Origin of the sequence: Allobosea sp. 117 (assembly GCF_000702305.1) — a bacterium.
GTDB lineage: Bacteria > Pseudomonadota > Alphaproteobacteria > Rhizobiales > Xanthobacteraceae > Ancylobacter.
The window spans coordinates 69587-95932 of record NZ_JNLC01000014.1 but is presented as its reverse complement, the minus strand read 5'-3'; the positions used below and the strand labels follow the sequence as shown (position 1 = coordinate 95932).

Sequence of the window (26346 nt, the reverse complement as noted above, 5' to 3'; positions counted from 1 at the left end):
CTCTTGCTACGCCGCCGTAAGGGGTGGCCACCTCGGCCGGCCCATGAGGACCTCGAAGACATGCTCTCCCGACGCTCGCTCCTGACCGCTCTCGCCGGCCTCGCGGCTGCTCCCCTTGCCCTCGTCGCCACCGGCGACGACGCCGGCGCGCAGGCCCGCCCGCATGGTGCGCCGCCCGCCGCCCGCCGCGAGGTGCGCCCGCCGCCGAAGCGCGGCTACACCTGGGTTCCGGGGCACTGGACCTGGGATGCGCGACGCGGCTGGGTGTGGAACGCCGGCTATTTCGAGCGCAACCGCGTCGGCTTCCGGCTCACCGGCCCGCGCTGGGTGCTGCGCCGCGGCCAGTGGGTCTACGAGCCGGTGCGTTGGGTGCCGCACCGGTAGGACGCTGGCGGGCGTCCGGGTGGCGTGCGCCTATTCCCCCGGCGCACCGCTGACCGTCGCCTCGACCGACCGGCCCACCTGGCCGACCTGATCCTTGTAGGCGCGGCGCGTCGCCGGATCGAAGACGGCGATCGGGGCGCTGATGGCGGCGCCGGCGGCGCTGCCGACGGTCTGCCCGATCCCGATCGCCACGCCGCCGATCCGCTCGCCGAGAGAGGGGTCCGAATCCGTCACCGTCTGGCCGGCGACGAGGCGCGTGCCGATCAACTGCACCACCTCGGGCGATTCAGCGAACTTGTTGTGGTTGAACTGGTCGCCGCCGCGCAGCGCGGTCAGGTCGATGACCACGATGCCGGACTTCTCCAGCGCGGCGTGATTCGCCTCCGTAGTCGGGTCGATCTGGCCCAGCCGGTCGACATTGCCGAACAGCCGGCGCGACAGGGCGAGCGCACGGTCGTTCTGCGACACGAAGACGGTGAAGCGCGCCGACGGTCCGTTGAGCGCCCGCCATTGCGTGGCGAACACGTCGACATCGAGGTCCGGCGAGGCCAGCACGACATTGTGGATGCTGGCCGGCAGGCGGCCATGGCGGATGGACATCTGGCGCAGCCCTTCCATGGCGAGCCAGGCACCCATGGAGTGCGCCATGATGGTCACGTCCGCCACGTTGCGATCGGTGGCGATTTGCCAGACCGCCTCCTCAAAGGCGTCGCGCGAGAAATTGACGCTTTCGCGGTCAAAGCCATAGGCGAAGACGCTGCCGCGCGAGGGCCAGGTGAACAGCACCGGCGCCGCCTGGGCGCGGGAATCGTGCGCGATCTGCGCGAAGCGGTAGACGGCGTCCTCGAACCGGTTGTTGAAACCGTGCACGAAGATCAGCACGCGCCGCCCCGGCGGCAGGTTCGTCCTGAGCCAGCCTCGTGCGGCGTCGATGCCGGGCAGCGGCTTGACCGCGAGCGTGGCAAATTCGCGTGCCGGATCGGGCGGCAGGCGCTGCGGCCACTGCACCTGTCCGACCTCGCGCCTGCCGTCGGGCGGGATCGATACGGTGAAGGAGCTCAGCGAGACGTTGCGGCCGCGCTCGCCCGTGTAGCGGATGCCGGGGTCGTCGGTCGGCTGGCGGGTGGTGGCGACCAGCATGTCGAGCCGAGTCGCGTCGGGTGCCGCCGCCTCGACCGGCGCCAGAACGCCGACCGGTCGGCCGGAGCATCCGGCGCTGAGCGCGCAGGCGAGCAAGACGACGACCACACGCATTCCGCTTCCCCAGAACCCGCACACCACTTTCACGCAGCAATATCCGGTCGGCACGGAGCTGACCAGCCGCCCCGCTGTAGAGCCCTCCCGTGTCAGGCCTGCGAAGGCGTCCGTCACCGCGAAACGCCGAGGGCGCCGGCGAACGCCAGCACGATGGCGAGCAGCGCGATCCCGGCCACCGGCCATTGCCGCAGCGCCCGGTCCAGCGCCTCGGCCCCCGAGCCGATCGCCAGCACCGCCGGGGCGCAGCGCTCGGCGAGCACCACCACGTCGCCTTCGGGGATCTGCGGCAGTCGCGCGCCCCAGCGGATGAGCGCGGCGGCAAGCGCCCCGCCCGCGAGGATCGGCCAGAGCGCCGCCCAGAGCTTGTCGGGCGCGAGCGGCAAGGAAGGCGCATAGCCGGTTGCCGGCGCGAACAGCGCCCAGCCGACTAGGATCGAGGCCAGCGCCGTCGCGAGCCATGGCAGCCGCAGCCCGATGGGGGCGGTCGCGTCCGGCGCGGCCTTGGAGGCGCCGGCCAGCAGCCGCAGGAAATGCAGCATCAGCAGCGCGCTGCCGACCGCCGAAAGCGTCGCCAGCGTGCCCGCGAGCCCGTCGCCGAGCGGCCCCTTCGCCGCGAATTTGGCGAGCGCGCCGCTGGTGAAGGGCAGGCCGGCGAGGCTGAGCGCCATCACCCCCATGACGATCATGACGAGCCGCTGCCGTCCCGTGCCGGTCGCCGCTGCGACGCCGACGCCGAGGAACAGCGCGCCCTTAACCAGCATGTGGTGCAGCGCGTAATAGGCGGCGAGCAGCGGCGCCCCGGCGTCACCGATGGCGAGGCCCGCGCCGATGACCCCCGCCACGAAGCCCATCTGGCTCACCGTCGAATAGGCCAGCACCGTCTTCGGATGCTGCTGGGTGATGCCGACCGCGACCGCGTAATAGGCCGTGAACAGCCCGAGCGCGATCAGCACCGTGCCCCATTCGGCGAGCGGCTGGCCAAACGGCAGGAAGCGGATCAGCCCGATTACCCCCGCCTTGACGACGATGCCGGACAGCGCCGCCGAGGCCGGCATCGGCGCCACCGGATGCGCCAGCGGCATCCACACATGCAGCGGAACGAGGCCCATCTTCAGCCCGAAGCCGAGGATGAGCAGGACGATCGTCGCGTCCCGCCACGGCGAGGCGGGAAGCGCCGCCACCGCCTCGCTGATCAGCGGATTGCCGGCGGGGCCGGCGGTCGCCATCAGCACGAAGCCGAACAGCAGGAAGGCTTCGCCGAGCAAGGCGAGCACCATGTAGAAGAAGCCGGCCCGCTCGGCGCGCGCCGAGCCTTCCTCGACCACCAGCCCGTAGGCGGCGAGGCTGACCAGCGAGAACATCAGGTAGAAGCTGGTCATGTCGGCGACGACGAAGACGCCGAAGCTGCCGGCGAGCGTCAGCAGCCACCAGATGGAGAAGCCAGCGCGCCCCGCCTGCTCGGGCATGTAGCTGCGGGCATAGAAGCCGGCGGTGGTCCACAGCAGCGCTGAGCCGCCGAGCAGCATGGCGCCGGGAAAATCGAGCGCCAGCACGATGCGCAGCGGCGAGGGCGCCAGTACCAGCGAACCGCCCGGCGCCAGCAGTGCCGTCGCCAGCCCCGGCAGCGGCGCCAGCGCGAGAAGGTCGAAGACCCGCGCGCGGAAGCGCGGCAGCACGCAGGCCGCGACCATGAGGAGCGGCGTCAGCAGCGTGGCGGCGAGGAGCAGGCCGGCGAAGCTCATCTGCCCGTCCTCATGGCATCACCGAACGGCCGATGGCGAACAGGCCGAAGGGCTGCAGTGGCACCAGGCCGAGCGCCACCGCGCACAAAGCGAGGAAAAGCGCCGCCAGCTCGCGCGAGCGCGCCACCGGCTGCGTATGGATCGCCGCCGCCGGCGCCGCCATGGCTCGTTTCAGCACCCGCGTCACATAGCCGGCCGCGAGCAGGCCGCCGATCGAAATGACGATGGCGATCCACCAGGCGCCGGCCAGCGTCGCGGCGTTGAGCAGCAGCAGCTTGGCGATGAAGCCGCCGCTCGGCGGCAGCCCCATCAGCGATAGGCCGGCGAGGCCGAAGGCGAACAGGCTGACCGGCACGGCGCGGCCGGCGCCGGCCAGGTCGTCCATGCGATCGTGGCCGAGCGCCTCGTAGATCAGCCCCGCCGCGAGGAACATCGCCGCCTTGGCGAAGGCGTGCGAGATGAGCTGCAGCGCGCCGCCGGTCCAGCCGATGGTCTCCCACGGCGGCACGCCCGGCACCACGGTGAGCGGGAACATCAGGAACAGGTAGCCGATCTGCGCGACGGTCGAATAGGCGATCATCAACTTGAGGCGTTCCTGCCGGAGCGCGACGACGCTGCACACGAGGATCGCCGCGGCGCCGAGCAGCGCGAGCAGATTCGCCGCCACGATGGCCGAAGGCCCCGGCAGCACGTCGAACCACAGCCGCAGGATGATAAAGAACGGCGCCTTCACCACCAGCGCCGAGAGCACCGCGCTGGCCGGCGCCGGCGCGCCGGCATGGGCGGGCGGCAGCCACAGATGCAGCGGGAACAGCGCGGCCTTCGCCATCAGCCCGCCGATCATCAGCGCCACCGCCGCATGCGTCGGCAGGTCGGGCCGGGCGACGTCGTGGATCAGGCCGATGTCGAGCGTGCCGTATTGGCCGTACAGGATCGCCGTGCCGAGCAGGTAGAGCACCGAGCCGACCAGTGCGAAGACGAGGTATCTCAACGCCGCCTCGAGCGTCTCCGCCCTGCCGTCGAGGCACACCAGCGGCACGGCGGCGAAGGTGAGAAGCTCGAGCGCGACGAACAGGTTGAACAGGTCTTCGCCGACGAGCACGAGATTGAGCGCGCTCCACAGGCCGAGGAGCAGCGCCCAGAAGGCGAAGGCGCGGCGGCCCTCCGGCGCCTCGTCCGGCGCGTCGAATTGCGGGCGGGCATAGAGGGCGATGCCGCAGATGATAACCGCCGCCATCGCCATCATCACCGCGGAGAGCCCGTCGGCGCGTAGCGCGAGGCCGAGCGGAGGCGCCCATCCGCCGACCACGTAGACGAGCGCGGATTGCGTGCCGATGACCAGATATGCCGTCGCGAAGGCCACCGCCGTGCCGCCGGCGATGGCGACGAGCGCCACTGGCGCGGCGCGGGAGAGGCCGAGCAGGCGGAGCATCAGCAGCGCCAGCATGCCGATGACGGGCACCACCACGGCGAACACCAGCAGGATGCCGCCGGCGCTGGTCGCGTTCGCGGCGTCGGCCATCACGGGGCCTCCGACGGGGGAGGGGTGTCGTTCGATGTCATCGGGGCGGGCTTGGTTCGAAGGTCGGCAAGCCGCGTCAGCAGCGCGACGGCAAGCGCGGTGGCGGCGAAGGCGACCACGATGCCGGTTATGACGAGCGCCTGCGGCACCGGATCGCCCGGCAGCCCCACCGCCGCGCCGCGCTTGCCGGCGATGCCGAACATCAGGAACACGCCCGCCCCGACGAGGTTGAACGCCAGCACCCGCCGGAGCCCGGAGCGGTGCATCAAGACCCCGTAGAGCCCGATGCCGACGAGCGCGGCCGCCCCGATGCCGATGAGCGACACTCCGCTCATCGCTGCGGCTTCCGGGCGCCGGGGCCGAGCACGATCAGGGCAAGCATCAGCGCGATCGATGCGGTGAGGACGATCTCGACGAGCACTATGAGCGGCTTCGCCCAACCCTCCGGATAGGCGAGGAAACTGCCCGGCGCGAGCAGGCCGAAAAAGCCCACGGCGAGGAACACCGCCGGGCCGGTCACCGCCAGCAGACGCAGGCGCGGGTCGCCGAGATCGGGCGCCGGAGCCAGCCCGGCCATCATCACCAATAGCCACATGGCGGCGATGAGGGTGGCCGCCTGGAATTTGCCGCCGGGCTCGTCGGCGCCGACCCAGAGGATGTGCACCGCTACCACGAGGCCGATCGGCGGCAGCACGCGCGCCAGCAGCCGCAGCGGCGGGTTCGGCGCCGCCGGGATCAGCGGCTCCGGCGCGCCGCGCCAGGCCTCGTCCGGGGCGAGCGACCAGACGCCGATCAGCGCCAGCACCACCACCACGGTCTCCAGCAGCGTGTCGAGCGCGCGATAGGCGAGCAGCACGGCGGTGACCGGGTTGCCGAGGCCGAGCGCATCCAGATGCGCCGCCGCCTCCGGCGCCAGCGTCGGGGAGGGATCGGGCGCGTCGAGCATGATGGCGGCGAGCCCACCGGCGACGAGCGTGCAGAGGATGGCGGCGAGAAGGCGCAGCACCGGCGAAGGTTTCGGCTCCTCCCGCTCGGCGACGCGGGTGCAGGCGCCGAGCAGCAGCACGCCGGTCAGCGCCCCGATCGCCGCCTCGGTGAGCGCCACGTCGACCGCGCCGAGCCGCACCCAGCCGAGCGCGAGCAGCAGGCCGAAGGCCATGAAGCCGATCACCGCGGCCCGCGATTCGCGTGCCAGCACGCTGAACAGCGCCACCTCCAGCAGCATGACGACCAGCACGGCGTCGGGGATCCAGCCCATCAGTCGCGCCCGCCGGGAGGCTTGCCGGAAGCCTCCTCATGCACCACTCGGGCGATCATCTGCCCGGCGACGGCGCTCGCGAACAGCACGAGCAGCCAGATCGCCAGCATCTTCAAGGCGTCGAGCAGGCTCGCCGCCTGCGGCATCAGGCCGAGCGCGATCAGTCCGAGGCCGAGATTGTCGGCCTTGGTCAATGCGTGCAGCCGCGACAGGGCGTCCGGAAAGCGCAGCAGCCCGACCGTGCCGGCGAGAAAGAAGAAGAGGCCGCAGGACACGGCGGCGATGGTGAAGAGGTCGATCGACAGCCTCATGACGGCTCCCGCCGCTTGGCCTCGCCCGCCGGCCGCGGCGCGCTTGCCACCGCCAGGGCGGCGGAGGCGAAGCCGGCCAGCAGGGCGAGCGTCAGCGCCACGTCGGTGGCGGAGGGGACGCCCTGCGCGACTGCGAACAGCAGTGCGGCGGCCGCGCCGCCGGTGCCGGCGAGCTGCACGACCATCAGCCGGTCGGCCGCGCTGCGCGCCCGCAGCAGCCAGACCAGCCCCACGGCGATCAGCGCCAGCAGGATGAAGGCGGCGGCGGAGAGCAGCTCAGTCATTGCCGCGCGGCTCCGTCAGCCGCCGCACCGCCGCCTCCTCCACCGCGAAGGCGACGGCGACCGGCTGGCCGGTGTCGAGCGCATGCACCAGAAGCTCGCTCTCGGAGCGCATGGCGACCGGCAGCGTGCCGGGCTGCAGGCTCATATAGGCGTGGAAGGCGTCGCGGCCGGGCCCGTCCGGCAGGGCGGTCGGGCAGGGGACGATGCCGGGCATCAGCGGCAGTCGCAGGTTCAGCGCGCGCAGGGCGACGTCGAGCCCGGCGACGAGCGACTGCCGTGGAAAGCGCAGGATGATTCGGAAAAGCTCCGCGACGGAAAGGCGCCCCGCGACCGGCGGCAGCAGCCGCAGGCTGAGCCATGCGGCGGCAATGGCGGTCAGCGCACCGACGAGGAGGCCGGCCGCACCGGCGCCGTGGATCACCAGCCACAGCACGAAGAATGCAACAGTGCGCACCGCGCCCGGCGTTCCGAATGCGCGCTCCGCTGCGCCTGTCGATGCTGGCCGGTCGTTCATGCGTCTCGCGCTCTCGAGGGCGGGACGGCCTGCCCCGGATTCGCCCGCAGTGTGCCGAGCCGTGCTGGCGCAAGGCAATACCATTAAAGCCGCACCCACCCTACATGGGCGCCGCGAAGAAAACGGCAGTCGGCAGAGGATGGGGGTTGCGGCGCCGTCGCTCTTCAAGCACATGGTGGTATTGGGCGACTTCTGGCGATTTGCGGGTGCGATGATCTTCGTGGCCGAAGCGGCTCAATTCGGCCCATGCGAGGCCGATCAATGCCTTGATGGCGACCATTCTCCCGGCGGCGCAGCCAGCTTGAGCGTTTCGCGGCGCGTCGGCGCGAAGCCGATCGCGAGGCCCGCCCGTTCGGCGCCTCCTGCCGGTACCAATCTCCACCCGGACGCGACCCGGACGCATTGCGGATACCGCCGGGCGCCGAGCCGGTATATTGATGCGAGGCCCGTCGGACTGCTCGACGTCAAACGACAATGTTCCGGACGCAGTATTGCGGATGCGCACGTCGCCCGGCGCTCCTTAACCTGTCACCGCGGACCAATTACCCCATGCGATGGAATGAAGCTGAGATGAGGACGTCGAGCCCCTGGATGAGCGTTGCCGCGCTCGGCGCCGCGCTGCTGTTGGCTGGCTGCGGTCAGGAAAGCGAGGCGGAGGCGCCGCAGCTCAGGCCGGTTCGCGTCATCTCCGTCGGCAAGGGCGAGGGCGGCCAGCTCGTCACCTTCACCGGCCATGTGCAGGCGCAGGACGAGGCGTCGCTCGCCTTCCGCGTCTCCGGCCGGATGATCGAGCGCACCGCCAATGTCGGCGACCGCGTGAAGGCGGGCCAGATCGTGGCGCGGCTCGATCCGCAGAACGCGCTGAACACGCTGCGCTCGGCGCAGGCGGCGCTTGCCGCCGCCGAGAGCCAGCTCGTCACTGCGGCGAACACCTTCGAGCGGCAGGACCGTCTGCTGGGCAACGGCTTCACCACCCGCGCCCAGCACGATGCGGCGCGCACGGGGCTGCAGGCCGCGCAATCGGGGGTCGATAACGCCGAGGCGCAGCTCAAGATCGCCGAGGACAATGTCGGCTACACCAACCTCGTGGTCGATGCCCCCGGCACGGTGACGGCGCGCGGCGCCGAGCCCGGCGAGGTGGTGCAGGCGGGGCAGATGATTCTCCAGCTCGCCCGCGAGGGCGGGCGCGATGCGGTGTTCGACGTGCCCGCGCAGATGCTGCGTGCGGCGTCGGCGGACGCGGTCATCGACGTATCGCTCACCGACGATGCCGGTGTCACCGCGATCGGTCGCGTGCGCGAAGTCTCGCCGCAGGCCGATCCGGTGACCCGGACCTTCCGCGTGCGCGTCGGTCTCGACAGTCCGCCGGAAGCGATGCGGCTCGGCTCCACCGTCAACGGCCGGATCCAGCTCGACAACGACGCCGTGATCGAGATCCCCGCCTCCGCGCTCACCTCCGTCAACAGCCAGCCGGCCGTCTGGGTGGTCGATCCGGCGACGCAGACCGTCGCGCTGCGCAACATCGAGGTGAGGCGGTTCAGCCAGGCCACCGTCGGCGTCGCGAGCGGCCTTGCCGCCGGCGAAGTCGTCGTCACCGCCGGGGTGCAGGCGCTGCATCCCGGCCAGAAGGTCCGGCTGCTCGGCGCGGGGTCGTGATGCGGTTCAACCTTTCCGAATGGGCGGTCCGCGAGCGCTCGCTGGTCATCTACTTCATGATCGCGGTGGTCGGCGCGGGGCTCTTTGCCTATACGCGACTTGGCCGCGCCGAGGATCCCTCCTTCATCATCAAGACCATGGTGGTGCAGGCGGCCTGGCCGGGCGCCGGCATCGAGGACACGCTGCAGCAGGTCACCGAGCGGCTTGAGCGCACGCTGCAGGAGACGCCGCATCTCGACAACATCCGCAGCTATACGCGCCCCGGCATCACCACGATCTTCGTCAACCTGAAGGGCAGCACCACCGCGGCGCAGGTGCCGGACGTCTGGTACCACGTGCGCAAAAGCATCGGCGACATGCGCCACACCCTGCCGCAGGGGGTGGTCGGACCGGGCTTCAACGACGAGTTCGGCGACACCTTCGGCCTGATCTACGGCTTCACCGCCGACGGCTTCACCCATCGCGAGCTGCGCGACTATGTCGAGGGCGCCCGCTCGAAGCTGCTGAACGTGCCCGACGTCTCCAAGATCGAGCTGCTCGGCGAGCAGGACGAGCAGATCTTCGTCGAGTTCTCGATGCAGGAGCTGGCCAGCCTCGGCATCAACCGCGGCGCGCTGATCGCCGCCTTGCGGGCGCAGAACGTGGTGCAGCCGTCCGGCACCATCCAGACCGGCGACGAGAAGCTCGCCATCGACGTCACCGGCGCCTTCGGCTCCGAGCAGGACATCGCCAACATCAATTTCGCCGTCGACGGGCGGATGCTGCGCCTCGCCGACATCGCCACCGTGCGACGCGGCTTCGTCGACCCGCCGAGCCCGCTGTTCCGTGTCAACGGCCAGCCGGGCATCGGCCTCGCCATTGCCATGCGCGAGGGCGGCGACATCCTCCAGCTCGGCCGCAATATCGACGCCGCCATGACGGCGATCACCGCCGATCTGCCGATCGGCATCGAGCCGCACCTCGTCGCCGACCAGGCGGTAACGGTGAGGAACGCGATCTCCGAATTCATGGAATCGCTCTGGCAGGCGATCGTCATCATCCTCGTCGTCAGCTTCATCGCGCTAGGCGTGCGGGCGGGGCTGATGGTGGCACTCACCATCCCGCTCACGCTGGCGGCGGTGTTCGCCATCATGTGGCTGATGAACATCGACATGCAGCGCATCTCGCTCGGCGCGCTGATCATCGCGCTGGCGCTCATGGTCGACGACGCCATGACCACCACCGACGCCACGCTCGGGCGCCTCGCCGCCGGCGAGCGCAAGGAGGTCGCGGCGGTCTACGCCTTCAAGACCTACGCCTTCGCCATGCTGGCCGGCACGCTGGTCACCATCGCCGGTTTCGTGCCGGTCGGCTTCGCGGCGAGCTCGGCGGGCGAATACACCTTCACCCTGTTCGCGGTGGTGACCATCGCGCTGCTGGTCTCCTGGCTGGTGGCGGTGATCTTCGCGCCGCTGATCGGGCTTGTGGTGCTGAAGCCGCCGAAGAACGCCAGCGGCGAGCCGGGCCGGGTAATGCGCATCTATCGCGGCTTCCTCTCCGCCGCGCTGACCGCCCGCTGGGTGACCGTCGCCGTCACCCTCGCGCTGTTCGTCCTCGCCGTGCTGGCGATGCCGCTGATCCCGCGCCAGTTCTTCCCCTCGTCGGACCGGCCGGAGCTGCTGGTCGACCTGCAGCTACCCCAGAACGCCTCGATCTACGCCACCGAGCGCGCCATGCAGCGGCTCGACGACGCGCTGAAGGGCGATGTGGATGTCGAGCGCTGGAGCGGCTATGTCGGCCGTGGCGCCATTCGTTTCTATCTTCCGCTCAACGCCCAGCTTCCCAACGACTTCTTCGGTCAGGCCGTGGTGGTGGCGAAGGACGTCGAGGCGCGCGAGCGCCTGCACGCCAGGCTGGTGAAGCTGCTCGCCGAGGAGTTCCCCAGCGTGGTGAGCCGCGTCTCGCCGCTGGAGCTCGGGCCGCCGGTCGGCTGGCCGATCCAGTACCGCGTGATCGGGCCGGAGCTGGGGCAGGTGCGCGACATCGCCTTCAGGCTCGCCGAGGTGATCGCCGCCGACCCGCTGACCGAGACGGTGAACTACGACTGGATCGAGCCCGCCCGCGAGATCCGCGTGCGCATCGATCAGGACCAGGCGCGCCTGCTCGGCCTCTCGACCGAGGCGATCGGTTCGGTGCTGAACACTATGATCACCGGCGCGCCGGTGACGCAGGTGCGCGACGACATCTACCTCGTCAACGTCGTGCTGCGCGCCACCGACGAGCAGCGCGTCTCTCTCGACACGTTGCGCACCGTGCAGGTGCCGTTGCCGGGCGTGCGCACCGTGCCGCTCAGCCAGTTCGCCACCTTCGACTACGCGCAGACCTATCCGCTGGTCTGGCGGCGCGACCGGCAGCCGAGCCTCACCGTGCAGTCGGACATCAAGGCGGGTACGCTTCCCGAGACGGTGGTCTCGCAGCTCGCGCCAAAGATCGAGGCGCTGGCGAAGACCCTGCCGGCCGGCTACCGCATCGAGACCGGCGGCACGGTGGAGGAGAGCGCGTCCTCGCTCGCCTCGGTCATGGCGGTGGTGCCGGTGATGCTGCTGATCATGTTCACCGTGCTGATGTTCCAGCTCCGGCGTTTCTCGCTGACCTTCATGGTCATCAGCGTCGCGCCGCTGGGGCTGATCGGCGTCGTGCTGGCGCTGCTGGTCTCCAGCCGGCCGCTCGGTTTCGTCGCCATCCTCGGCGTGCTGGCGCTGATCGGCATGATCATCAAGAACGCGGTCATCCTGATCGGCCAGATCGAGGCCGAGCGGGAGGCGGGGAAGAGCGCACGCGAGGCGGTGCTGGATGCCTCCTGCGCCCGCTTCACGCCGATCATGCTCACCGCCGTCTCGACGGTGCTGGGCATGATCCCGATCGCCCCGACCGTGTTCTGGGGGCCGATGGCCTTTGCCATCATGGGCGGCCTTCTGGTCGCTACCCTGCTGACCCTGATCTTCCTGCCGGCGCTTTATCTGGCGACCGCCGGCGGAGAGCGCGCAGCAACGCCCGCCTCGGCGCCGGCGCCGGCCGGCTGAACGCGGGCATGGCGGTGAACGGGAACATCAAGTTTTACGCGTTGGCCGAACGCGATGTTCAGTCCGGCCGCGCGAGCCTTGAGCCCGTTCCGACCGGGCGGCGTCGCCTGATCGACAAGAAAGTGCTCTGTTCCGACAGATTGGAGCACGTTCTCGCCGCGAAGGTCTTTCAACTTTCGCGGAACATGCTCTGGCCGAGCGCGCCGCCGGGGGGCGGAAGCGACCGGAAGCAGGAGCCTGCCCGTCCGGAACGTCGCCGGGCGGGAAAAGTTGTTCACCCAAGGAGTGCTGGAAGATGAAGAAGATCCTGACCATTTCGCTGGTTGCCCTCGCGGTCGCCGGCTGCACCACCACCGAGCAGCGGGCCGGCGGCGGCGCGCTCATCGGCGCCGGCACGGGCGCGGTCATCGGCGGCATCGCCGGCGGCGGACGCGGCGCAGCTATTGGTGCGGGCGTGGGCGCCATCACCGGCGCGGCGGTCGGCGCGGCGACGGCTCCGCGCGATTGCTGGGCCCGTGACGCCTACGGCAACGCGGTCCGCGTGCGCTGCTGAGCTGCCTGCCAGAGAGAGCGGCGCGAGGTCACTGCGCGCCTTCATCCCCGGGCATGGCCCGGGGATCCAGCTTCTGACCGAGAGGGCGTGGATGGCCGGGACGGATCCGGCGATGACGCCGGTCAGCTCTCGCGCCGAATGACAGGCGAGCCGCTCAGGGCTTAGGCGCTGCTGGCCCCATCGTCTCGACGATCCGTTCGAGCATGTAGGGGAAGAACGGATTCGACGACATGCGGATGATCGCGTCGAGATTGACGATCAGCGCCCCGCGCTCGCCGCGCACCGCCATGGCGCCGAGTTCCAGCCCGAAATTCTCGTCCGGATCGGGGTCCGAGCCGTAGAGGCCGTCGCCCGGCGGGAAGGGCAGGGCGACATGCGAGAGCGAATAGACATCCCGCGGATAGAGCAGCCCGAGGCGCCGCTCGCTCTCCTGCGTCTGGCCGGCTTCCGTCGTCCGCTCGGCGACCTCGGCGCTGGCCGGGCTGACATTGGAGATGATGGTCGAGCGGAAATTGCGCGGCGCCGGCGGCAGCATGCGCATCAGCGCCGCATAGGAGGAGGCGCGCAGCAGCGGGCCGAGCTTGGTGTTGCGGTTGAGGTCGAACAGCACCAGCTCGCTGCCATTGGCCGGCAGCAGATTGTAGAAGGCGGTGATGATCGCGCGCGTCGAGACGGTGAAGTCCATCACCGACTGGAAGGTGAGGGCGGGGGGCAACTGGCCGAGCCGCCCGGCCTGCGCGTGCGCGGCAATGGCGCCCTGCAGCGCGGCGGTGAGCTGGTAGGACTGGCGCGCCCCGTTCACCGGGAATGAGTTGTATTTGAACGGGTTGAATTCCGGGATGATCGACAGCCACGCCGCCTTGGCGAAGGCTGGCAGGAAGGCCGGCAGCCCGGCGAGGCCGGCGAAGCGCGCGAAGCGGGTGATGCCGATCATCGGCGAGATCAGGATCAGCTTGTCGGGCCGCGTCAGCTTGGGATCGTCCAGCGCGTCGAGCGCGTATTTCAGCGCCAGCGCCCCGCCATTGGAGAAGCCAACGATGTGCAGCGGCTTGCCTGCCCCGATGCGGGCGCGCGCCTCGCGCACGGCGAGCCGCGTCGCCGCCATCCAGTCTTCCCATTCCACCTCGGTGAGCCCGGCGGGAACCGTGCCATGGCCGGGCAGGCGGATCGCTACCGCGACATAGCCGGCCTCGACATAGCGCTGCGAGATGTGGCGCAGGCTGTAGGGCGAGTCGGTCAGCCCATGCAGCAGCACCACTGCGCCGATCGGCGTGCCGCTGGGCTCGAGCTCGTAGGAGTGGTTGAAGTCCTGGGTGAGCGAGGGCGGATAGACGATGCTGCCCTTGAAGTAGCGGTTCGAGGGCACATCCTCGCCGGGCGGTAGCTTCTCCACCACCTCGTCATTGACGCTCGCGAAGATGCGCGCCTCGGCGGCGAGGTAGCCGGCCCAGTCGGAGCGGTCCATCTCCTCGATGGTCATCTCCTCCGGCACGAAGGTGTGCCAGGGCTCCAGCGGCGCGCCGGTCTGCGAGTAGTAGATGCGGAAGCCGAGGAAGGCGACGAGCGTCAGCCCGACGCCGACACCGATCCATTTGGTGATCTTCAGCGCGCGTCGGAACATGCTCTAGGCTTCCGCTGGCCGGCCGGAGAGCAGCCGCGCCACCCATTGGCTGGACGGGCTCTGCTCGCAGAGCGTTAGCGCCGCGATGGTCAGCGGCACGCCGATGAAGGCGCCGGGCAGGCCCCACATGAAGCTCCAGAAGAACACGGCGAGCAGCACCAGGAAGGGAGACATAGCGAGCGCCTTGCCCGCGATGCGCGGCTCGATGTAGCTGCCGCTGAAGAACTGGATGACGTTCATACCGAAGAAGACGGCGACCGCCATCTGCCAGGATTCGAACTGCACCACCGCGAACAGGGTCGGCAGCAGGGTCGCGACCAGCGGGCCGATGAAGGGGATGTAGTTCAGCGCGAAGCCGATGACGCCCCAGGCGAGTGCCAGCTCCAGCCCGGCGGCGGCGGTGAACATCCACAGCGCGAGGCCGGTGAACACGCTCATGATGCTGCGCACCGCCATGTATTTGCGGAACTTGGCGGCGATCTCCCCGCTGGCCCGCAGCAGGCCCCGGCCCGCCTCGCCGCCTTCCCCGCCTGCGAGCTTGCGGGCGACGATGTCGGTCTCCAGCAGGCCGAGCATGACGAAGATGAAGGTGACGACGGCGAAGCCCACCATGCCGTTCAGCCGGCTCGCCACGCCCTGGAAGAAGCGGATCAGCCAGCCGACATTGAAGGTCTCGGCGATCTCGCCGGCGGCGTAGAGGCCGTGCCCGTCGAGCCATTGCGCGAGCTGGCCGTAGAGCTCCTGGAAGCGTGCCGCGTTGCCGATCAGCCACTGGCCGGCGCGGGTGAAGCCCCAGACGATCATCGAGGCCACGAGGGTGATCGCGGTGATGGTGACGACGAGGGTGATGGCCAGCGCCAGCAGCTTCGGCAGCGCGCCCTGCAGCGCCCGCTGCAGCGGCCAGACCAGCGCGATGACGAACAGCGCGAAGGCCACCGGGGCGAAGACGGAGCGTGCCAGATAGAGGGCCGCGACGCAGAGGATTGCCGTGCAGATGCCCAGCAGGATAGGGCTGCCGTCGCGCATTGGGAACTCCTTCGATACCCAAGCGGGTAAACGCTTCGCCGGCTCAGCGCAAGCGGCGTCCCGGCACCTCCGGGAGAGATTTCAGCTCGGCAGGGTCAGCCGCTTGTGGCTGTAGAGCGACTGCCAGAAGCTGATGTCCTCGGTCATGATCCGGGCGGTCGCCACCAGCGTGTCGCTGGTGGTCTCGAGGTCGAGCTCCTCCAGCGCGTGCCGGTAGTCGGCTTCCAGCTCCTCCAGCCCGTGCGCGGTCTGCGCCGAGCGCCGCGCGAAGCCCTCGAAATCACCGGTGAAGTTGATGCTGGCGAAGGCCGCGCCGAGCGCCGGCAGGAAGGCGGCGGCGAAGGAGACATAGGGCTTCACCGCATAGAGCAGGTCGGCGACGCCGGTGCCCGGCAGCAGGTGGTCGAAGCCGAAGACCAGCAGGAAGATGGTCAGCACGCCGGCCGTGCCGAAGAAGCAGATGTCGCCCCAGAGGTGCAGCCGGTGGCGCAGGTGGCTGAGCTCATGGGCGTTGCGCAGATTGTAGTCGATCTGCTCCTTCACCTCGGTGTCCCACGTCGCCGTCAGCGCGCGGCGCTGATAGTCGGCGTCGAACACCGCGCCCGGCACGCCGAGCTCGCGGGAGGTCGCGCGCACATACCACACCACCCATTCCGTGCCGGCATTGGTGAGCGGCGCGTGCCCCGGCCGGGTGCCCCCATATTCGCCGAGCAGGCTGAGGAAGCGCAGGTGCCGCAGCATCTCGGCGAGCGCGCGGTAGTCGACCCAACGGTCGTGCCAGGAGCGCCGGCGCCCGAGATATACGAGGAGGATGATCAGCCCGACGATCATCAGCTCGACCAGCACGAGCACCGCCTTGTGCTCCAGCGCATAGGCCCGGTCGCCGTGGTCGTCGAACGGCAGCAGGCTGTAGAGCGCGATGGCGACGGCGAGCAGCGCCAGCAGATAGATGAGGATGTAGGCGCTGCGATAGACGTGGGAGAAATGCGTGGCGAGGTTGTTGGCGACGAGGAAGCGCGGGTGCAGCACGTCGGCGATGCGCTCCAGCGAGCCGCCGCCCCTCGGTGCCCCGGCGAGAAAGCCGGACCAGTCGGTGTAGCCCTCGCCCGGCGGCGTCGCCCTGAGCCGGAGGCGCCAGTTCCAGGGGCGGGCGCCGCGCCGCAGCCAGTCATAGGTGGTCCAGCGGCACACCGGGCGCCAGCGCTCCTTCAGGAAGGTGGCGAGCCGGGACGAGGCCGGCACGCGGTGCTCGCTCGCCTCGTCATGCAGTTCCGTCGGGCGCTCGATCAGCGCCAGCATCCGCTCCACCACCGCCGCTATGGCGGCCTCGTCCGCCGCCGGGCGCCCGGCCGCATGGGCGACATGCGCGCGCTCCAGCAGGAGCTGCGGCGCCGCGCCGTCGGTGTCGATGCAGATCACCGGGATCCCCGCCTCCACCGCCTTGCCGATCACCTCCGCCGTGCCGCCGGCCCCGGCCGAGCGGGCGCCGTCCCATACCGCGACGAGGATGTCGGCCTGCCGCAGCAGGAAGGCGCCGACCTCGGCATAGGCGGTGGCGTCGTCGGCATCCTCGGGCCGCCGCTGGGGAACGGCGCGCGCGCCGGGCAGCTCGGTGACGGTGTCGGCGAGCGCCAGCAGCGCGTCGAAGGCCGCGCGTCCGTCACCGCCGTCGCCGCTGTGCCCCGGCGCGAAGTCCTCGCGGTAGCGCTCGCGCGGAAAGGGCAGCACGGCGGCGATCCGCCAGCCATGCGGGCGCTGGTGGATAGCGAGCTGGTCGGCGCCCTCGGCATAGCCGGTCATCAGCCGCAGCCGCGGCGCTTCCGGCGCGAACAGCTCGCCATGGGCGGCGTGGAACCGGGAGCAGGCGGCATCGACCGCGCGGAACGCATCCGCGAGGCGGAGCGCGATGGAGCTGGCATCGGCGGGCAGCTTGTTGAGACGATGCCCGACCACCCCGACGGTGAGGGCGAGGGTCGGCTTCGGCGGCCTCGTGATCATGCATCGGTCCCGCGACGGCGCCACGCCGGCGCTGGCAGAGGAGGGTACAGTCAGGCGGTCAAGCTGTCGCGGACCCTGCCGCGACGGCGGGTCGGCGAGGGGGCGAGGTCAGAGCGCGCCGGAGCCGCGCCCATACATGGAGGGATCGTCCTGCGGCCCGGTGGCGGACCACACGGTGCGCACCGGCATGGGCTGCTGGCTCTTCAGCTTACCGGCCTCGTCCCTGAACTGGAACGCCACCCAGGAGGCGCACGCGCCGGACGCCTTCTCCTCGATGCGCTGCTCGATCTCCTGCCGCGTCGCCATGCCGGCCGGCGCCGAGGAGATCGCCTCCATATTGGCGGTCAGGCAGTCGAACACGATGCGCTGCAGCCGGTATTCGAGCGCGAAGGCGTTCTCGTCGCGCCGCAACAGCGGGTCGAATTCCTGCGCGCTGGTCGACGCCGCCTTCGTCAGCATGCGCTCGGTGCCCTCGCGCACGTCGCTGGTCATCGCGCTGCCGTGCGTCTGGTAGAGCTTCTGCAGGAACATGGCGGACGACAGATTGGCGGCGAGCAGCTCGGAGGTCTCGAACAGCCGGCCATAGACCGCCTTTGCCGACTTGCGGATCATCGCGTCGACGTCGCTCATCGCCACCTTGCCGCGGTTGGTGCCGTCGAACAGGGAGCCGATCTGCGTCTCGACCAGCGAGAGGATCATCACCTTCAGCCGTTCCTCGGACCAGTTCTCGCCCTTGAAGGAGGCGAACACGGTCAGCTTGGCGTCCTTGATCGCCTCGTCGAGCGAGACCTCGATCCCGTGGGCGGTGACGTCGCCATCGCTGGAGGCCTTCTGCTGCTGGCGCTGGAACTGACCGATCAACTGCTCGATCTTCACGAGGTAGTCGCGCTCGGCGTCCTTGCTGGTGGCGGAGCCGACCTGGTCGAGGTCGTCGTTCGAGCCGAGCAGCCCGAGTGTCGCGCTCGGCACGATGTCCTTCAGCACGGCGACCTGCACCTTGCTCGGCGGTGCCAGCGACTGCAGGACGCGGGTGTCGCGCTCCTTGTCGGGTGTCGCCTCCGCGGTGTCGCCGTTCTGGCGCGTGTTCTTGCTGGTCTGGCCGCCGGTCTTCTTGTTCGAAGGCTTCGGGCAGCACTTGTGGCCGGGCCCCCGCGTGATCTCGCGTATCACGTTGCGGGTGACGCTGTTGACGAAGCCTTCGAGCTGCGCGTGGGACGGCGCCGGAAACAGCACCAGCCCGAACATGAGACCGAACGTGACGGCGGCAATGCGTATGAGATGCGTCATCGCAGGCTCCGCGATCCTTGACGACGAAGGGCGGGCAATCGGGCTTCAGCCCCTGCAAAACCGTTCAAATGGTACCATTTCGGCAAGGGGCGGGCAAACGGCATGCGCGCACTCCCTCAATTCTTCTTGCGGCGGTTGGATTGCGTTTCCGCCGCTGAGACCGCCGACCTGATCTGCTGCTCGATGAGGTCGGCGAAGGGCACCTCGTTCTTGCGCGCGGTCGCGAAGCTGGCGCTCAGCGTGTCGCGCAGCTCCTTGTTGTCCTTGCAGCCGGTGGTGCGTTCCAGGCTGCGGAACTGCGGCTCGGTCGGCGACTCCAGCCGCCCCCAGTCCCACACCCAGATGTTCTGGCGCGAACGGCAGACATAGCCGGCGCTGCGCAGCGGCACGGCGAGCCGGCGGACCTTCACCTGCTTCGTCGCGGGATCGACCTTGCCGTAGAAGGTCTCGATCCGATCGATCTCGTCCCTGGTCAGCAGCGGGCTGCCATTGGCGTCCACCGCCTCGCCATTCGCGGCCATTTCCGCGAGCAGGATGCCGGCGGAGAACTCGTAATAGGAATTGCCGTCATAGCTCGTCGGGTCGGCGAGGGTGGCGAGCTTGATCGCCTGATAGGCGTATTTCATCGCGAGCTGCGGATTCTTTTCCTGGTTGAACTGGCCGCTGCGGTAGATCTGCGCGAGCTGCCAGGCGGCGCGGGCCGAGCCCTGGCTCAGCGCGCGCTCCAAGAGCTCGATGCCCTCATTGGCGCCGTTCTCCGGCTTGATCAGCACCTTGCCGGTGCGAAGCATGTCGGCGAACTCGAACTCGGCGTCCGCATAGCCGGAATAGGCGGCGAGGCGGTAATAGCGCTCGGCGATCTCCGGCTGCGGATTGGGCAGGCCGAAGCCACGGCGCATCATGAAGGCGAGGGAGAACTGCGCGTCCGGGCTGCCGACATCGGCGGCGCGGCCGATCCACAGGAGGGCGCGGGAATCGTCCGCCGGCACGCTCTTGGGGTCGAGTCCGCCGCTGCCGTATTTCGCGCGGGTGCTGCCGAAGAAATACAGCGTGCCGAGCTTGAACATCGCCTGGGCGGAGCCGGCCTCCGCCGCGCGCTGGTAATATTCGGCGGCGCGGCGCGGGTTCCAGCCGACCCCGGCCCCGTAGCGCAGGGCGTCGCCCGCCTCCACCATCGCCGGCACGAACTCGCCCTCGGCGGCCTTGGCGAACCACTCATAGGCCTGGTTGATGTCGCGGTCGACGCCGGGGACGCCGACCTTGTAGCGCAGGCCGAGATTGTACATCGCGATCGGCAGCCCCTGCTGCGCCGCGCGGCGCACGAGGTTGCTTGCCGTCGCCGGGTTGGGTTCGACGCCGTAGCCATTGTCGTAGAGGATGGCGAGGTTGTTCAGCGCGGCGAGATAGCCGCGGTTGGCCGCCTCCTCGAGGGTGAGGCGGGCGCGCACGAAGGCAGCCTTCTGCGCCGGATCGTCGGAGCGCAGCTCGCTCGCCAGCGCCTGCTCCGCGCGCCCGAGGTTGAACCGGAAGCGCACCACGTTCGGGTTGCGCTGGATGGCGAGCTCGCAGGCCTTGCGGGCGGGCTCGGGATCGATCTTGGCGAGCGACACGCCGATCACGCCGACCGGCCGCTTGGGGTCGCTGTCCGAGGCCGCCAGCCGGTCGCAGTCGTCGATGTCGCCACGCTCGGGCGCCTGCGTGCGCGGGGCCATCTCCTCGGTGGAGTCGGCGAAATTGGCCAGCATGCGCCGGGCCTGCTCGGCGCTCGCGCAGTCGACATAGCGGCGCAGATGCCGCTCGATCAGCTCGCGTCGCGGCTGGATCATGATCTGCTCCCAGTCGCTCTTGGAGCCGTCGCAGCGGTCGTCGCTCATCTGGAAGCGCTCGGCGCCGATCCCATCGATCAGCGCGAAGTCGGCCGCCTCGCCGAGGTTCTGGTAGAACTCCGGCTCCTGCTGCGCGCCGGACTTGTCGGCGATAGCACGCACCGCCAGCCGCACCCGCGCCGAGAGGTCCGGCAGGGTCTGGCCCGGCCGCACCATCTCCGCGCGCAGCACGCTGGTGAACAGCGAGTTGCGCCCCCTGTCGTCCGGCCCCAGCGTCTCGACAGCGGATTCCCCGTAGGAGGCGGAATAGAGCACGATGAAGCCCGGCGGCAGGTCCTTCTCCGGTACCAGCCGGCTGCCGGACTCGGCGCCGCGCACGATGCGCCGGGTCTCCAGCGGATCGGGCCGCGCGAGCGAGCGGCAGGCGTCGAGCAGCAGGATCGCGACCTTCGGCTTCTTCTCGGCGATCCTGTTCTGGATCTCCTTGACCGAGATCCCCGCGCGCGGGATCTCCTCGGTCTCGTAGGCTTCCGTGTTGGCCGGCATCCGCAGCTTGAGGATATCGGGGTCCTTCACGTCCTTCTCCCGCCCGCGGGTGAAGGTGAGCAGGCTCTTCAGGTCGCTGAGCAGCAGGTAGTTGTCGTCCTGCGTGTCGATGCCGAGGCCATGGCCTGAAAAGAAGAACAGCACGACGTCGCCTTCCTCGATGGTCTTGAGGAAGGCGTCGAACTTCTTGTTGAACTCGGCCTTGTTCTTGAGGTCGGCGACGACGGTGACGTTCTTCGGGTCGAAGTCGAGCTGCTCGAGGTCGCGGCCGAGGTCCTTCGCGTCGGCGACCGAGCGGCTGAGCTGCTGGATGTCGCCGGCATAGCGCTCGATGCCGACGAGGAAGGCCCGCCGCGTCTGCGCCTGAGCGACGGAGGCCGCCATGAGCAGGGCGGCGCAGGCGATGAGCAGTGTCCTGAGGAGTGCGATCGGGCGGCTGCTCATCCTGGCCTCCTTCGGTGCCGCTCAGGGCGTTAGGTCGCGCGCGAGGCGGAAGCCCGTCTGCGCATTGCGCGTCTTGGCGTCGTCCCAGGAACGGGCGGAGGCCCGCAACTCCCCCGGCTCGTCCGACCACGAGCCGCCGCGCAGCACGCGCGAGGCGCAGTCGCCGGTGGTGCGGGCCGAGCCGTCCTTGGGCAGCCCGTCGAGCGTCGGGTTCCAGCAGTCCGCCATCCAGCGCCGGACATTGCCGAGGATCTGGTAGAGCCCGAACGGGTTGGTGGGCGAGGCGTCGACCGCGAGCGTGCGCCGGCGCGGCTGCGCCTTCGGGCTGCGATCGTAGGAATATTGCGAGTTGTAGTTGGCGTATTCCGGCTGGATGGCATTGCCGAACCAGAAGCGGCGCTCGCTGCAATCGGCCGACCGGCAGGCGCGCGCGACGAACTCGTATTCGGCCTCCGACATCAGGCGATAGGGCTTGCCGGTCTTCTTCGAAAGCCATTCGGCATAGGCGTTCGCGTCGTTCCACGAGACGAAGATGACGGGAAGCCTGCCGCGCCCCCAGCCATAGTCGCCCGGCTGCCAGGCATTGCAGCCGCCGGAGGCGACGCAGGCGTCCCATTCCTCGAAGGTGACGTCGGTGCGCCCCACCGCGAAGGGCCTGGCGAAGGCGACGACCTGCTGTGGACCCTCGCTCGGCGAGCGCCCGGTCTCGCCCGTCGCCGAGCCGACGACCGCCTTGCCGGCGCCGACCGTCACCATTTCCGGGCAGTCGGCGCAGTCGCGGAAAACCTGGCCGCCGACGCCGATCTCGGCGAGCGGCGGCGGCGCGTCGAGCACCGACGGCTTTGATGGCGGCGCCACCGGCGGGGCAGGGGCCTCCAGGGCCGCGAGCTGCTTGTTCTTGATCTGCTGCTCGGCGTTGGCCTTCTCGGCCGCCAGCCGGTCGGCCTCCGCCTTCTCGGCAGCGATCCGGTCCGCCTCGGCCTTGTCGGCGGCGGCCTTCTCCGCAGCCGCCTTTTCCAGTGCCGCCTTCTGGGCCGCCGCCAGATCGGCCGCGGCCTTGTCGGCCGCCGCTTTCTGCGCGGCAGCTAGCGCCAGCGCGGCTTCCTGCGCCGCCTTCTGGCGGGCCGCCTCGTCGGCGGCGAGCCGCTCCTGCCGGGCCTTCTCCTCGGCGGCGAGGCGCGCGTCCTCGGTGCTCCTGTGCCAGGCATAGGCGCCGCCGCCGATCACCGCGAGCGCCACCAGCATCATGGCGACGATGGCATATTTGGCGACGCTGCGTTCCTCGTCGCGCTTGATCGGCGGGCGCGGGGAGGGGGACTCCTGTCCGCCGCCGTCGCCGCCGCCACGGGTGGGCGGCTCGACGGCGAGAACCTTGTCGATCTGCTCGATCACCCGCTCGATCGAGGCGTTCCAGTCTTCGAACAGGTTGATCCACTGCCGCGTCGCCAGCTCATAGGCAAACGCGCTGCTCGGCAGCACGTCCTCGATGCGCAGCGGGATCACCACCAGCTTGTGCTGGCCGGCGAGGGCGATCTCCTTCTTGATCTCGTCGGAATTGTTGGCGTTCTGGCTGAACACCAGCACCATGACCCGCGTCTGGCCGATGGCGCGGTAGATCGAGTCCTGGAAATTCTCGCCTGGTCCCACATCGAGGCTCGAGATCCAGCAGCCGACGCCCCGCTTCTCGATGGCGCTGCATATCGCCATCGCCGTCTCCCCGTCCTTCGACGAGTGACTGATGAAGACGGGTTGCGGTTTGGGCCTCTTCCAGGACGTCTTCGTCGACCGCGCCACAGCCGGATCCGTTTGATGGAAAGTGCGAGCGATTTATGGACACTGTCGGGGTCTTGGGCGTTTTGCAAGCGTAGGTGGGCCCGAAATCCGGCATCCCGCCCGCGGCTCGCGACGGTTGGAGATCCCCGTCCTGACGCCGCCCGCCGCCCCCGCCGCCCCCGCCGGCACATGCGTCCCCGGCGGTCTTTCCGCGCGCATGAGCATCTACCGGTTGTGAGCGCCTTGCAATAAGCTGTCGCGCCAGCCCGGAGTAAAATACCTGTCATGTCGCTGCGGAACCTCGATTCCGGTCTTGACGAGGCGGCTCTGCCCGCGCCGGATGACGCCGGCGAGCGTCTGCAGCCCTCTCCGTTACCGCTGGACGGCCGCCTGCCGTGCCAGGCGACGGTCCTGCTCGCGACTCGGGCCGAGCGTCGGCACGAGGTGCTCGAACGGGCGGGACTGCTGCTCGACGAGGCGGCGCGGCTCGCCGGCCAGCGCTGGCCGGGATTTTATGGCGAGCCGCGGCCTCTCATGGTCCGCATTCAGGGCGAGCCCGGCACCGAGGCGGGCGTCGATTTCCTAGTCCTCGACGGCGGCCATGCCGAGCGCTACGCGCTCATCATCCGGGCGATGGAACGGAACCTGCCGGTCCTGCTCGTCGAGGACGACGGCGTCACCCTGATCGAGCTGCCGACCGAGGAGGATTGCGAGGCCTTCCTCATCTCCGGTGCCGAGGCGGGCCTCGTCCGCCACGCCGCCGGGGCCGAGCGCCTCGCCGCCATCGCCTTCGCCCCGCGTCCGAACGACGAGGCCGGGCGTCTCGCGGCCTATATCGCCGAAGGCGAGCCCCGCGCGCCGGGCCGTGTCGAATACGACATGCTGCTTGCTCTGCTGGCGCGCACGCGGCATGACGACGTGAGGATCGCGATCCCGCCGCCATGTCCCATCGCCGACTTCGCGACGGGCGGGCGCGCGCACTACCTCGCCTGGCTCGATGAGGTCGCCGCGCGCGCCAATGCCCACGCCGTCTTCTATGGCGAGCGCTGGCGCAGCACCATCGTCACGCGCTCCTTCCTGCTGCTCATGCTGATCTTCGCCGGCGCCATCATCGGCGTGCTGGCGCCGGGTCTGTCCGTCGTCACCATTCCCCTGCAGCTCGTCGTCACCGCCGTCATCTTCTGGGACCGCCGGCAGGCCTCGCGGGGCAAGTGGCAGCGCAAATGGATCGAATATCGCGGGCTCGCCGAATGCCTGCGCTGCCTGCGCTTCCTCATCGCCGCCGATGCCCGCACGCCGTGGCAGGACGAGCCGCCCGACTCCTGGGTCGATTGGTATGTCGGCCGGCTCGACACCGGCGCGCCCGACGGGTTCCTGCCCGCGGACAGGGCGGGTGCGCTGCTCGCCTATGTGCTCGACGTCGAGATCGCCGGCCAGATCGACTATCACCGCGCCGCCGCGCGCCGCTTCCTGCGGCTCGATGTGCGGCTGCGCCGCATCGCGCGCGTGCTGCTCGGCGGTGCGATCGCGGCCGGCTTCGTGCTGTTCGCCATCGGGCTGTGGCGGGCCGGCGTCTCCGGCGTTCCGTGGATGACGCTCACCGGCATCGCCATGACGGTGGCGCCCTCGCTGGTCGCCGGCATCACCGCCTTCCGTTCGGAATTCGACATCGTCCGGCAGATCGAGCGGTCCTCGCGGGCGCTCAACGCACTGACGCGACTGCGCCTTGTCGCCCGCCGCCTGCCGGTCTCCCCGCGCATGGTGCGGCTGGTCGCCGAGCGCGCGGCCGCGATCATGACCGAGGACCTGACCGGCTGGCGCACGACGCTCGAGACGCGCCAGTCCCGCCTCAAGCGCCGCTGAGGCGGGAGGGGCGGGTGGACGAAGCATCGCGCCGCGACCGCCACCTCTTCGGACCGGGGCCGAAGCGCATTCTCGCGCTCGACGGCGGCGGCGTGCGCGGCGCCATCTCCATCGCCTTCCTGGAGCGGCTGGAGGCGGTGCTGGACGGGGCGGCGGGCCGCGAGGTGCGGCTGTGCGACCATTTCGACCTGATCGGCGGCACCTCCACCGGCGCCATCATCGCCACCGCGCTGGCGCTCGGCTTCCGCGCCTCCGACATCCGGGCGTTCTACGAGGAGCTCGCGCCGCGGGTGTTCTACAAGCCGTTCTACCGGCTGGTCGGGCTGCAGGCGAAGTTCGACTCGCGCCGCCTGCGCGCCGAGCTCGAGCGGGTGATCGGCCCGCGCCGGCTCGACAGCGAGGACCTTCAGACCGGCCTGGCGGTCATTCTGAAGCGCATGGACACCGGCTCGTCCTGGATCGTGATGAACAATCCGCGCTCGATCTTCTGGAACACGCCGCCGGATGGCGCCTTCCACGGCAATCGCGAGATCGCGTTGGTCAATCTGGTGCGGGCGAGCGCGGCGGCGCCGCATTATTTCGACCCGGAGCTGATCGAGGTGACGCCGGCCGCGCCGCCCGGCCTGTTCGTCGATGGCGGGCTGACCCCGCACAACAACCCCTCGCTGATGCTGCTGATGCACGCGCTGCTGCCGCAATACGGGCTGAACTGGCGCACCGGGCCCGAGGAACTCACCGTCGTCTCGATCGGCACCGGCTCGTTTCGTCCGCGATTGTCCGCCGCACAGGCGCGCCGCTCCGGTGCCATCGGCCTCGCCATTGCCTCGCTCGCCGCGCAGATCAGCGACAACCAGAACCTCGTTCTGATGCTGATGAGCTGGCTGGGGCAGGGCTCGCAGGACTGGCCGGTCAACTCGGAGGTCGGCAGCCTCGCCGACACCGCGCCACCCTTCGGGCACCTGTTCCGCTTCCTGCGCTACGACATCGTGCTGGATGCGGACTGGCTGAAGGCGAGCCTCGGCGAGGAGGTCGACGCGCAGCAGGTGGCGCTGCTGCGCCACATGGATCGTCCGGCCAACATTCCGCTGGCCTACCGGCTCGCCACCAAGGCCGCGGCCCGGCAGGTCGATCCGGCCGACTGGCCGATCGCTGGCGCGAGTTGAGCCGAGGCGGGGAACCTCGGGCGCGGCGCTGCATTACCTCCGGACAACGTCGGAGGCCGCCATGCAGACGCTGATCGTCATCATCCTGATCCTGCTGCTGCTCGGGGGCGGTGGCTATCTCGGCCACCGCACGCACGGCCTGCGCGGGCTGATCATGGTGCTGGTCGTGCTGCTGCTCGTCCTCGCCGTCGTCGGCTTCGTCAGCGACGAGTACGCGGTCGGTCCCGGCGTGCCGCCGATCATCCAGCAATAGCCG

Annotated in this window: 22 protein-coding genes; 7 read left to right on the top strand and 15 right to left on the bottom strand. The window is 70.0% G+C overall.

Annotated elements, in window-relative coordinates:
- The first annotated feature begins 60 nt into the window (after positions 1-60).
- Positions 61-384: a YXWGXW repeat-containing protein gene (locus U742_RS0113560; protein WP_029353887.1), complete on the top strand. Its 324-nt coding sequence runs from the start codon at positions 61-63 to the stop codon at positions 382-384.
- A gap of 30 nt (positions 385-414) precedes the next feature.
- Here U742_RS0113560 and U742_RS0113555 read toward each other — a convergent pair whose 3' ends face one another.
- From U742_RS0113555 to U742_RS23390, 9 genes are all read right to left on the bottom strand, one after another.
- Positions 415-1638, bottom strand: coding sequence for an alpha/beta hydrolase (locus U742_RS0113555; RefSeq protein WP_029353884.1), 1224 nt, complete (start codon positions 1636-1638; stop codon positions 415-417).
- 113 nt (positions 1639-1751) lie between these two features.
- A complete protein-coding gene (locus U742_RS0113550; protein ID WP_038361552.1) occupies positions 1752-3383 on the bottom strand; it encodes a complex I subunit 5 family protein in 1632 nt (543 codons plus the stop codon).
- Positions 3384-3393: 10 nt separating this feature from the next.
- Entirely contained in the window at positions 3394-4905 is a 1512-nt protein-coding gene (locus U742_RS0113545; RefSeq protein WP_029353880.1) for a complex I subunit 5 family protein, read from the bottom strand.
- The gene (locus U742_RS0113540) at positions 4905-5240 is read right to left on the bottom strand and encodes an NADH-quinone oxidoreductase subunit K (protein WP_029353878.1); all 336 of its coding nucleotides are present in this window, start codon (positions 5238-5240) and stop codon (positions 4905-4907) included. The genes U742_RS0113545 and U742_RS0113540 overlap by 1 nt, the downstream gene beginning before the upstream one ends.
- Complete coding sequence (locus tag U742_RS0113535) at positions 5237-6163, bottom strand: hydrogenase subunit MbhD domain-containing protein (protein WP_029353876.1); 927 nt, start codon at positions 6161-6163, stop codon at positions 5237-5239. Before U742_RS0113535 ends, U742_RS0113540 begins: the two co-directional genes overlap by 4 nt.
- Complete coding sequence (locus U742_RS0113530; protein ID WP_029353874.1) at positions 6163-6474, bottom strand: monovalent cation/H(+) antiporter subunit G; 312 nt, start codon at positions 6472-6474, stop codon at positions 6163-6165. The genes U742_RS0113535 and U742_RS0113530 overlap by 1 nt, the downstream gene beginning before the upstream one ends.
- On the bottom strand, positions 6471-6758 hold the full coding sequence (locus U742_RS0113525; protein WP_038361549.1) for a hypothetical protein: 288 nt from the start codon (positions 6756-6758) through the stop codon (positions 6471-6473). The genes U742_RS0113530 and U742_RS0113525 overlap by 4 nt, the downstream gene beginning before the upstream one ends.
- Positions 6751-7212, bottom strand: coding sequence for a Na+/H+ antiporter subunit E (locus U742_RS0113520; protein ID WP_051661164.1), 462 nt, complete (start codon positions 7210-7212; stop codon positions 6751-6753). Before U742_RS0113520 ends, U742_RS0113525 begins: the two co-directional genes overlap by 8 nt.
- A 160-nt stretch (positions 7213-7372) precedes the next feature.
- The gene (locus U742_RS23390) at positions 7373-7552 is read right to left on the bottom strand and encodes a hypothetical protein (protein ID WP_038361547.1); all 180 of its coding nucleotides are present in this window, start codon (positions 7550-7552) and stop codon (positions 7373-7375) included.
- A 290-nt stretch (positions 7553-7842) separates the two neighbouring features.
- Here U742_RS23390 and U742_RS0113515 point away from each other — a divergent pair, with 290 nt between their 5' ends.
- The 3 genes from U742_RS0113515 to U742_RS0113505 all read left to right on the top strand — a co-directional run bounded on the left by U742_RS0113515 (position 7843) and on the right by U742_RS0113505 (position 12543).
- Positions 7843-8928, top strand: a complete 1086-nt coding sequence (locus tag U742_RS0113515) for an efflux RND transporter periplasmic adaptor subunit (protein WP_029353868.1) — start codon at positions 7843-7845, stop codon at positions 8926-8928.
- Positions 8928-11990 (top strand): efflux RND transporter permease subunit, encoded by a 3063-nt coding sequence (locus U742_RS0113510; protein ID WP_029353867.1) that lies wholly within the window; start codon positions 8928-8930, stop codon positions 11988-11990. The genes U742_RS0113515 and U742_RS0113510 overlap by 1 nt, the downstream gene beginning before the upstream one ends.
- Positions 11991-12285: 295 nt before the next feature.
- Positions 12286-12543 (top strand): YMGG-like glycine zipper-containing protein, encoded by a 258-nt coding sequence (locus tag U742_RS0113505; RefSeq protein ID WP_029353865.1) that lies wholly within the window; start codon positions 12286-12288, stop codon positions 12541-12543.
- Positions 12544-12697: 154 nt separating this feature from the next.
- Here the strand turns inward: U742_RS0113505 and U742_RS0113500 are convergent, their stop codons facing one another.
- From U742_RS0113500 to U742_RS22545, 6 genes are all read right to left on the bottom strand, one after another.
- Entirely contained in the window at positions 12698-14164 is a 1467-nt protein-coding gene (locus U742_RS0113500; RefSeq protein WP_038361544.1) for an alpha/beta hydrolase, read from the bottom strand.
- A gap of 3 nt (positions 14165-14167) precedes the next feature.
- Complete coding sequence (locus U742_RS0113495; RefSeq protein ID WP_029353862.1) at positions 14168-15190, bottom strand: AI-2E family transporter; 1023 nt, start codon at positions 15188-15190, stop codon at positions 14168-14170.
- Positions 15191-15271: 81 nt separating this feature from the next.
- Entirely contained in the window at positions 15272-17188 is a 1917-nt protein-coding gene (locus tag U742_RS22550) for a DUF4231 domain-containing protein (protein ID WP_051661163.1), read from the bottom strand.
- A gap of 108 nt (positions 17189-17296) precedes the next feature.
- Positions 17297-18475, bottom strand: coding sequence for a hypothetical protein (locus U742_RS0113485; protein WP_029353858.1), 1179 nt, complete (start codon positions 18473-18475; stop codon positions 17297-17299).
- Between the two features lie 116 nt (positions 18476-18591).
- Entirely contained in the window at positions 18592-21291 is a 2700-nt protein-coding gene (locus tag U742_RS0113480) for a DUF2610 domain-containing protein (protein ID WP_029353856.1), read from the bottom strand.
- Positions 21292-21312: 21 nt separating this feature from the next.
- Positions 21313-23085: an SUMF1/EgtB/PvdO family nonheme iron enzyme gene (locus U742_RS22545; protein ID WP_282568325.1), complete on the bottom strand. Its 1773-nt coding sequence runs from the start codon at positions 23083-23085 to the stop codon at positions 21313-21315.
- A 264-nt stretch (positions 23086-23349) separates the two neighbouring features.
- Between U742_RS22545 and U742_RS23385 the strand changes: the two genes are divergently transcribed.
- The 3 genes from U742_RS23385 to U742_RS0113455 all read left to right on the top strand — a co-directional run bounded on the left by U742_RS23385 (position 23350) and on the right by U742_RS0113455 (position 26343).
- Positions 23350-24927: a hypothetical protein gene (locus U742_RS23385; RefSeq protein WP_029353854.1), complete on the top strand. Its 1578-nt coding sequence runs from the start codon at positions 23350-23352 to the stop codon at positions 24925-24927.
- A gap of 14 nt (positions 24928-24941) precedes the next feature.
- Positions 24942-26090, top strand: a complete 1149-nt coding sequence (locus tag U742_RS23380; RefSeq protein ID WP_029353852.1) for a patatin-like phospholipase family protein — start codon at positions 24942-24944, stop codon at positions 26088-26090.
- Positions 26091-26151: 61 nt separating this feature from the next.
- Positions 26152-26343, top strand: a complete 192-nt coding sequence (locus tag U742_RS0113455) for a hypothetical protein (protein ID WP_029353849.1) — start codon at positions 26152-26154, stop codon at positions 26341-26343.
- Positions 26344-26346: the final 3 nt, after the last annotated feature.

Coding starts and splice junctions, on each gene's coding strand:
- U742_RS0113530 (WP_029353874.1), bottom strand. CDS start 6,474: ATGAGGCTGTCGATCGACCTCTTCACCATCGCCGCCGTGTCCTGCGGC.
- U742_RS0113545 (WP_029353880.1), bottom strand. CDS start 4,905: ATGGCCGACGCCGCGAACGCGACCAGCGCCGGCGGCATCCTGCTGGTG.
- U742_RS0113525 (WP_038361549.1), bottom strand. CDS start 6,758: ATGACTGAGCTGCTCTCCGCCGCCGCCTTCATCCTGCTGGCGCTGATC.
- U742_RS0113510 (WP_029353867.1), top strand. CDS start 8,928: ATGCGGTTCAACCTTTCCGAATGGGCGGTCCGCGAGCGCTCGCTGGTC.
- U742_RS0113550 (WP_038361552.1), bottom strand. CDS start 3,383: ATGAGCTTCGCCGGCCTGCTCCTCGCCGCCACGCTGCTGACGCCGCTC.
- U742_RS0113560 (WP_029353887.1), top strand. CDS start 61: ATGCTCTCCCGACGCTCGCTCCTGACCGCTCTCGCCGGCCTCGCGGCT.
- U742_RS23390 (WP_038361547.1), bottom strand. CDS start 7,552: ATGGTCGCCATCAAGGCATTGATCGGCCTCGCATGGGCCGAATTGAGC.
- U742_RS0113505 (WP_029353865.1), top strand. CDS start 12,286: ATGAAGAAGATCCTGACCATTTCGCTGGTTGCCCTCGCGGTCGCCGGC.
- U742_RS0113455 (WP_029353849.1), top strand. CDS start 26,152: ATGCAGACGCTGATCGTCATCATCCTGATCCTGCTGCTGCTCGGGGGC.
- U742_RS0113535 (WP_029353876.1), bottom strand. CDS start 6,163: ATGGGCTGGATCCCCGACGCCGTGCTGGTCGTCATGCTGCTGGAGGTG.
- U742_RS23385 (WP_029353854.1), top strand. CDS start 23,350: ATGTCGCTGCGGAACCTCGATTCCGGTCTTGACGAGGCGGCTCTGCCC.
- U742_RS0113500 (WP_038361544.1), bottom strand. CDS start 14,164: ATGTTCCGACGCGCGCTGAAGATCACCAAATGGATCGGTGTCGGCGTC.
- U742_RS0113480 (WP_029353856.1), bottom strand. CDS start 21,291: ATGAGCAGCCGCCCGATCGCACTCCTCAGGACACTGCTCATCGCCTGC.
- U742_RS0113540 (WP_029353878.1), bottom strand. CDS start 5,240: ATGAGCGGAGTGTCGCTCATCGGCATCGGGGCGGCCGCGCTCGTCGGC.
- U742_RS0113555 (WP_029353884.1), bottom strand. CDS start 1,638: ATGCGTGTGGTCGTCGTCTTGCTCGCCTGCGCGCTCAGCGCCGGATGC.
- U742_RS0113515 (WP_029353868.1), top strand. CDS start 7,843: ATGAGGACGTCGAGCCCCTGGATGAGCGTTGCCGCGCTCGGCGCCGCG.
- U742_RS0113495 (WP_029353862.1), bottom strand. CDS start 15,190: ATGCGCGACGGCAGCCCTATCCTGCTGGGCATCTGCACGGCAATCCTC.
- U742_RS0113485 (WP_029353858.1), bottom strand. CDS start 18,475: ATGACGCATCTCATACGCATTGCCGCCGTCACGTTCGGTCTCATGTTC.
- U742_RS22550 (WP_051661163.1), bottom strand. CDS start 17,188: ATGATCACGAGGCCGCCGAAGCCGACCCTCGCCCTCACCGTCGGGGTG.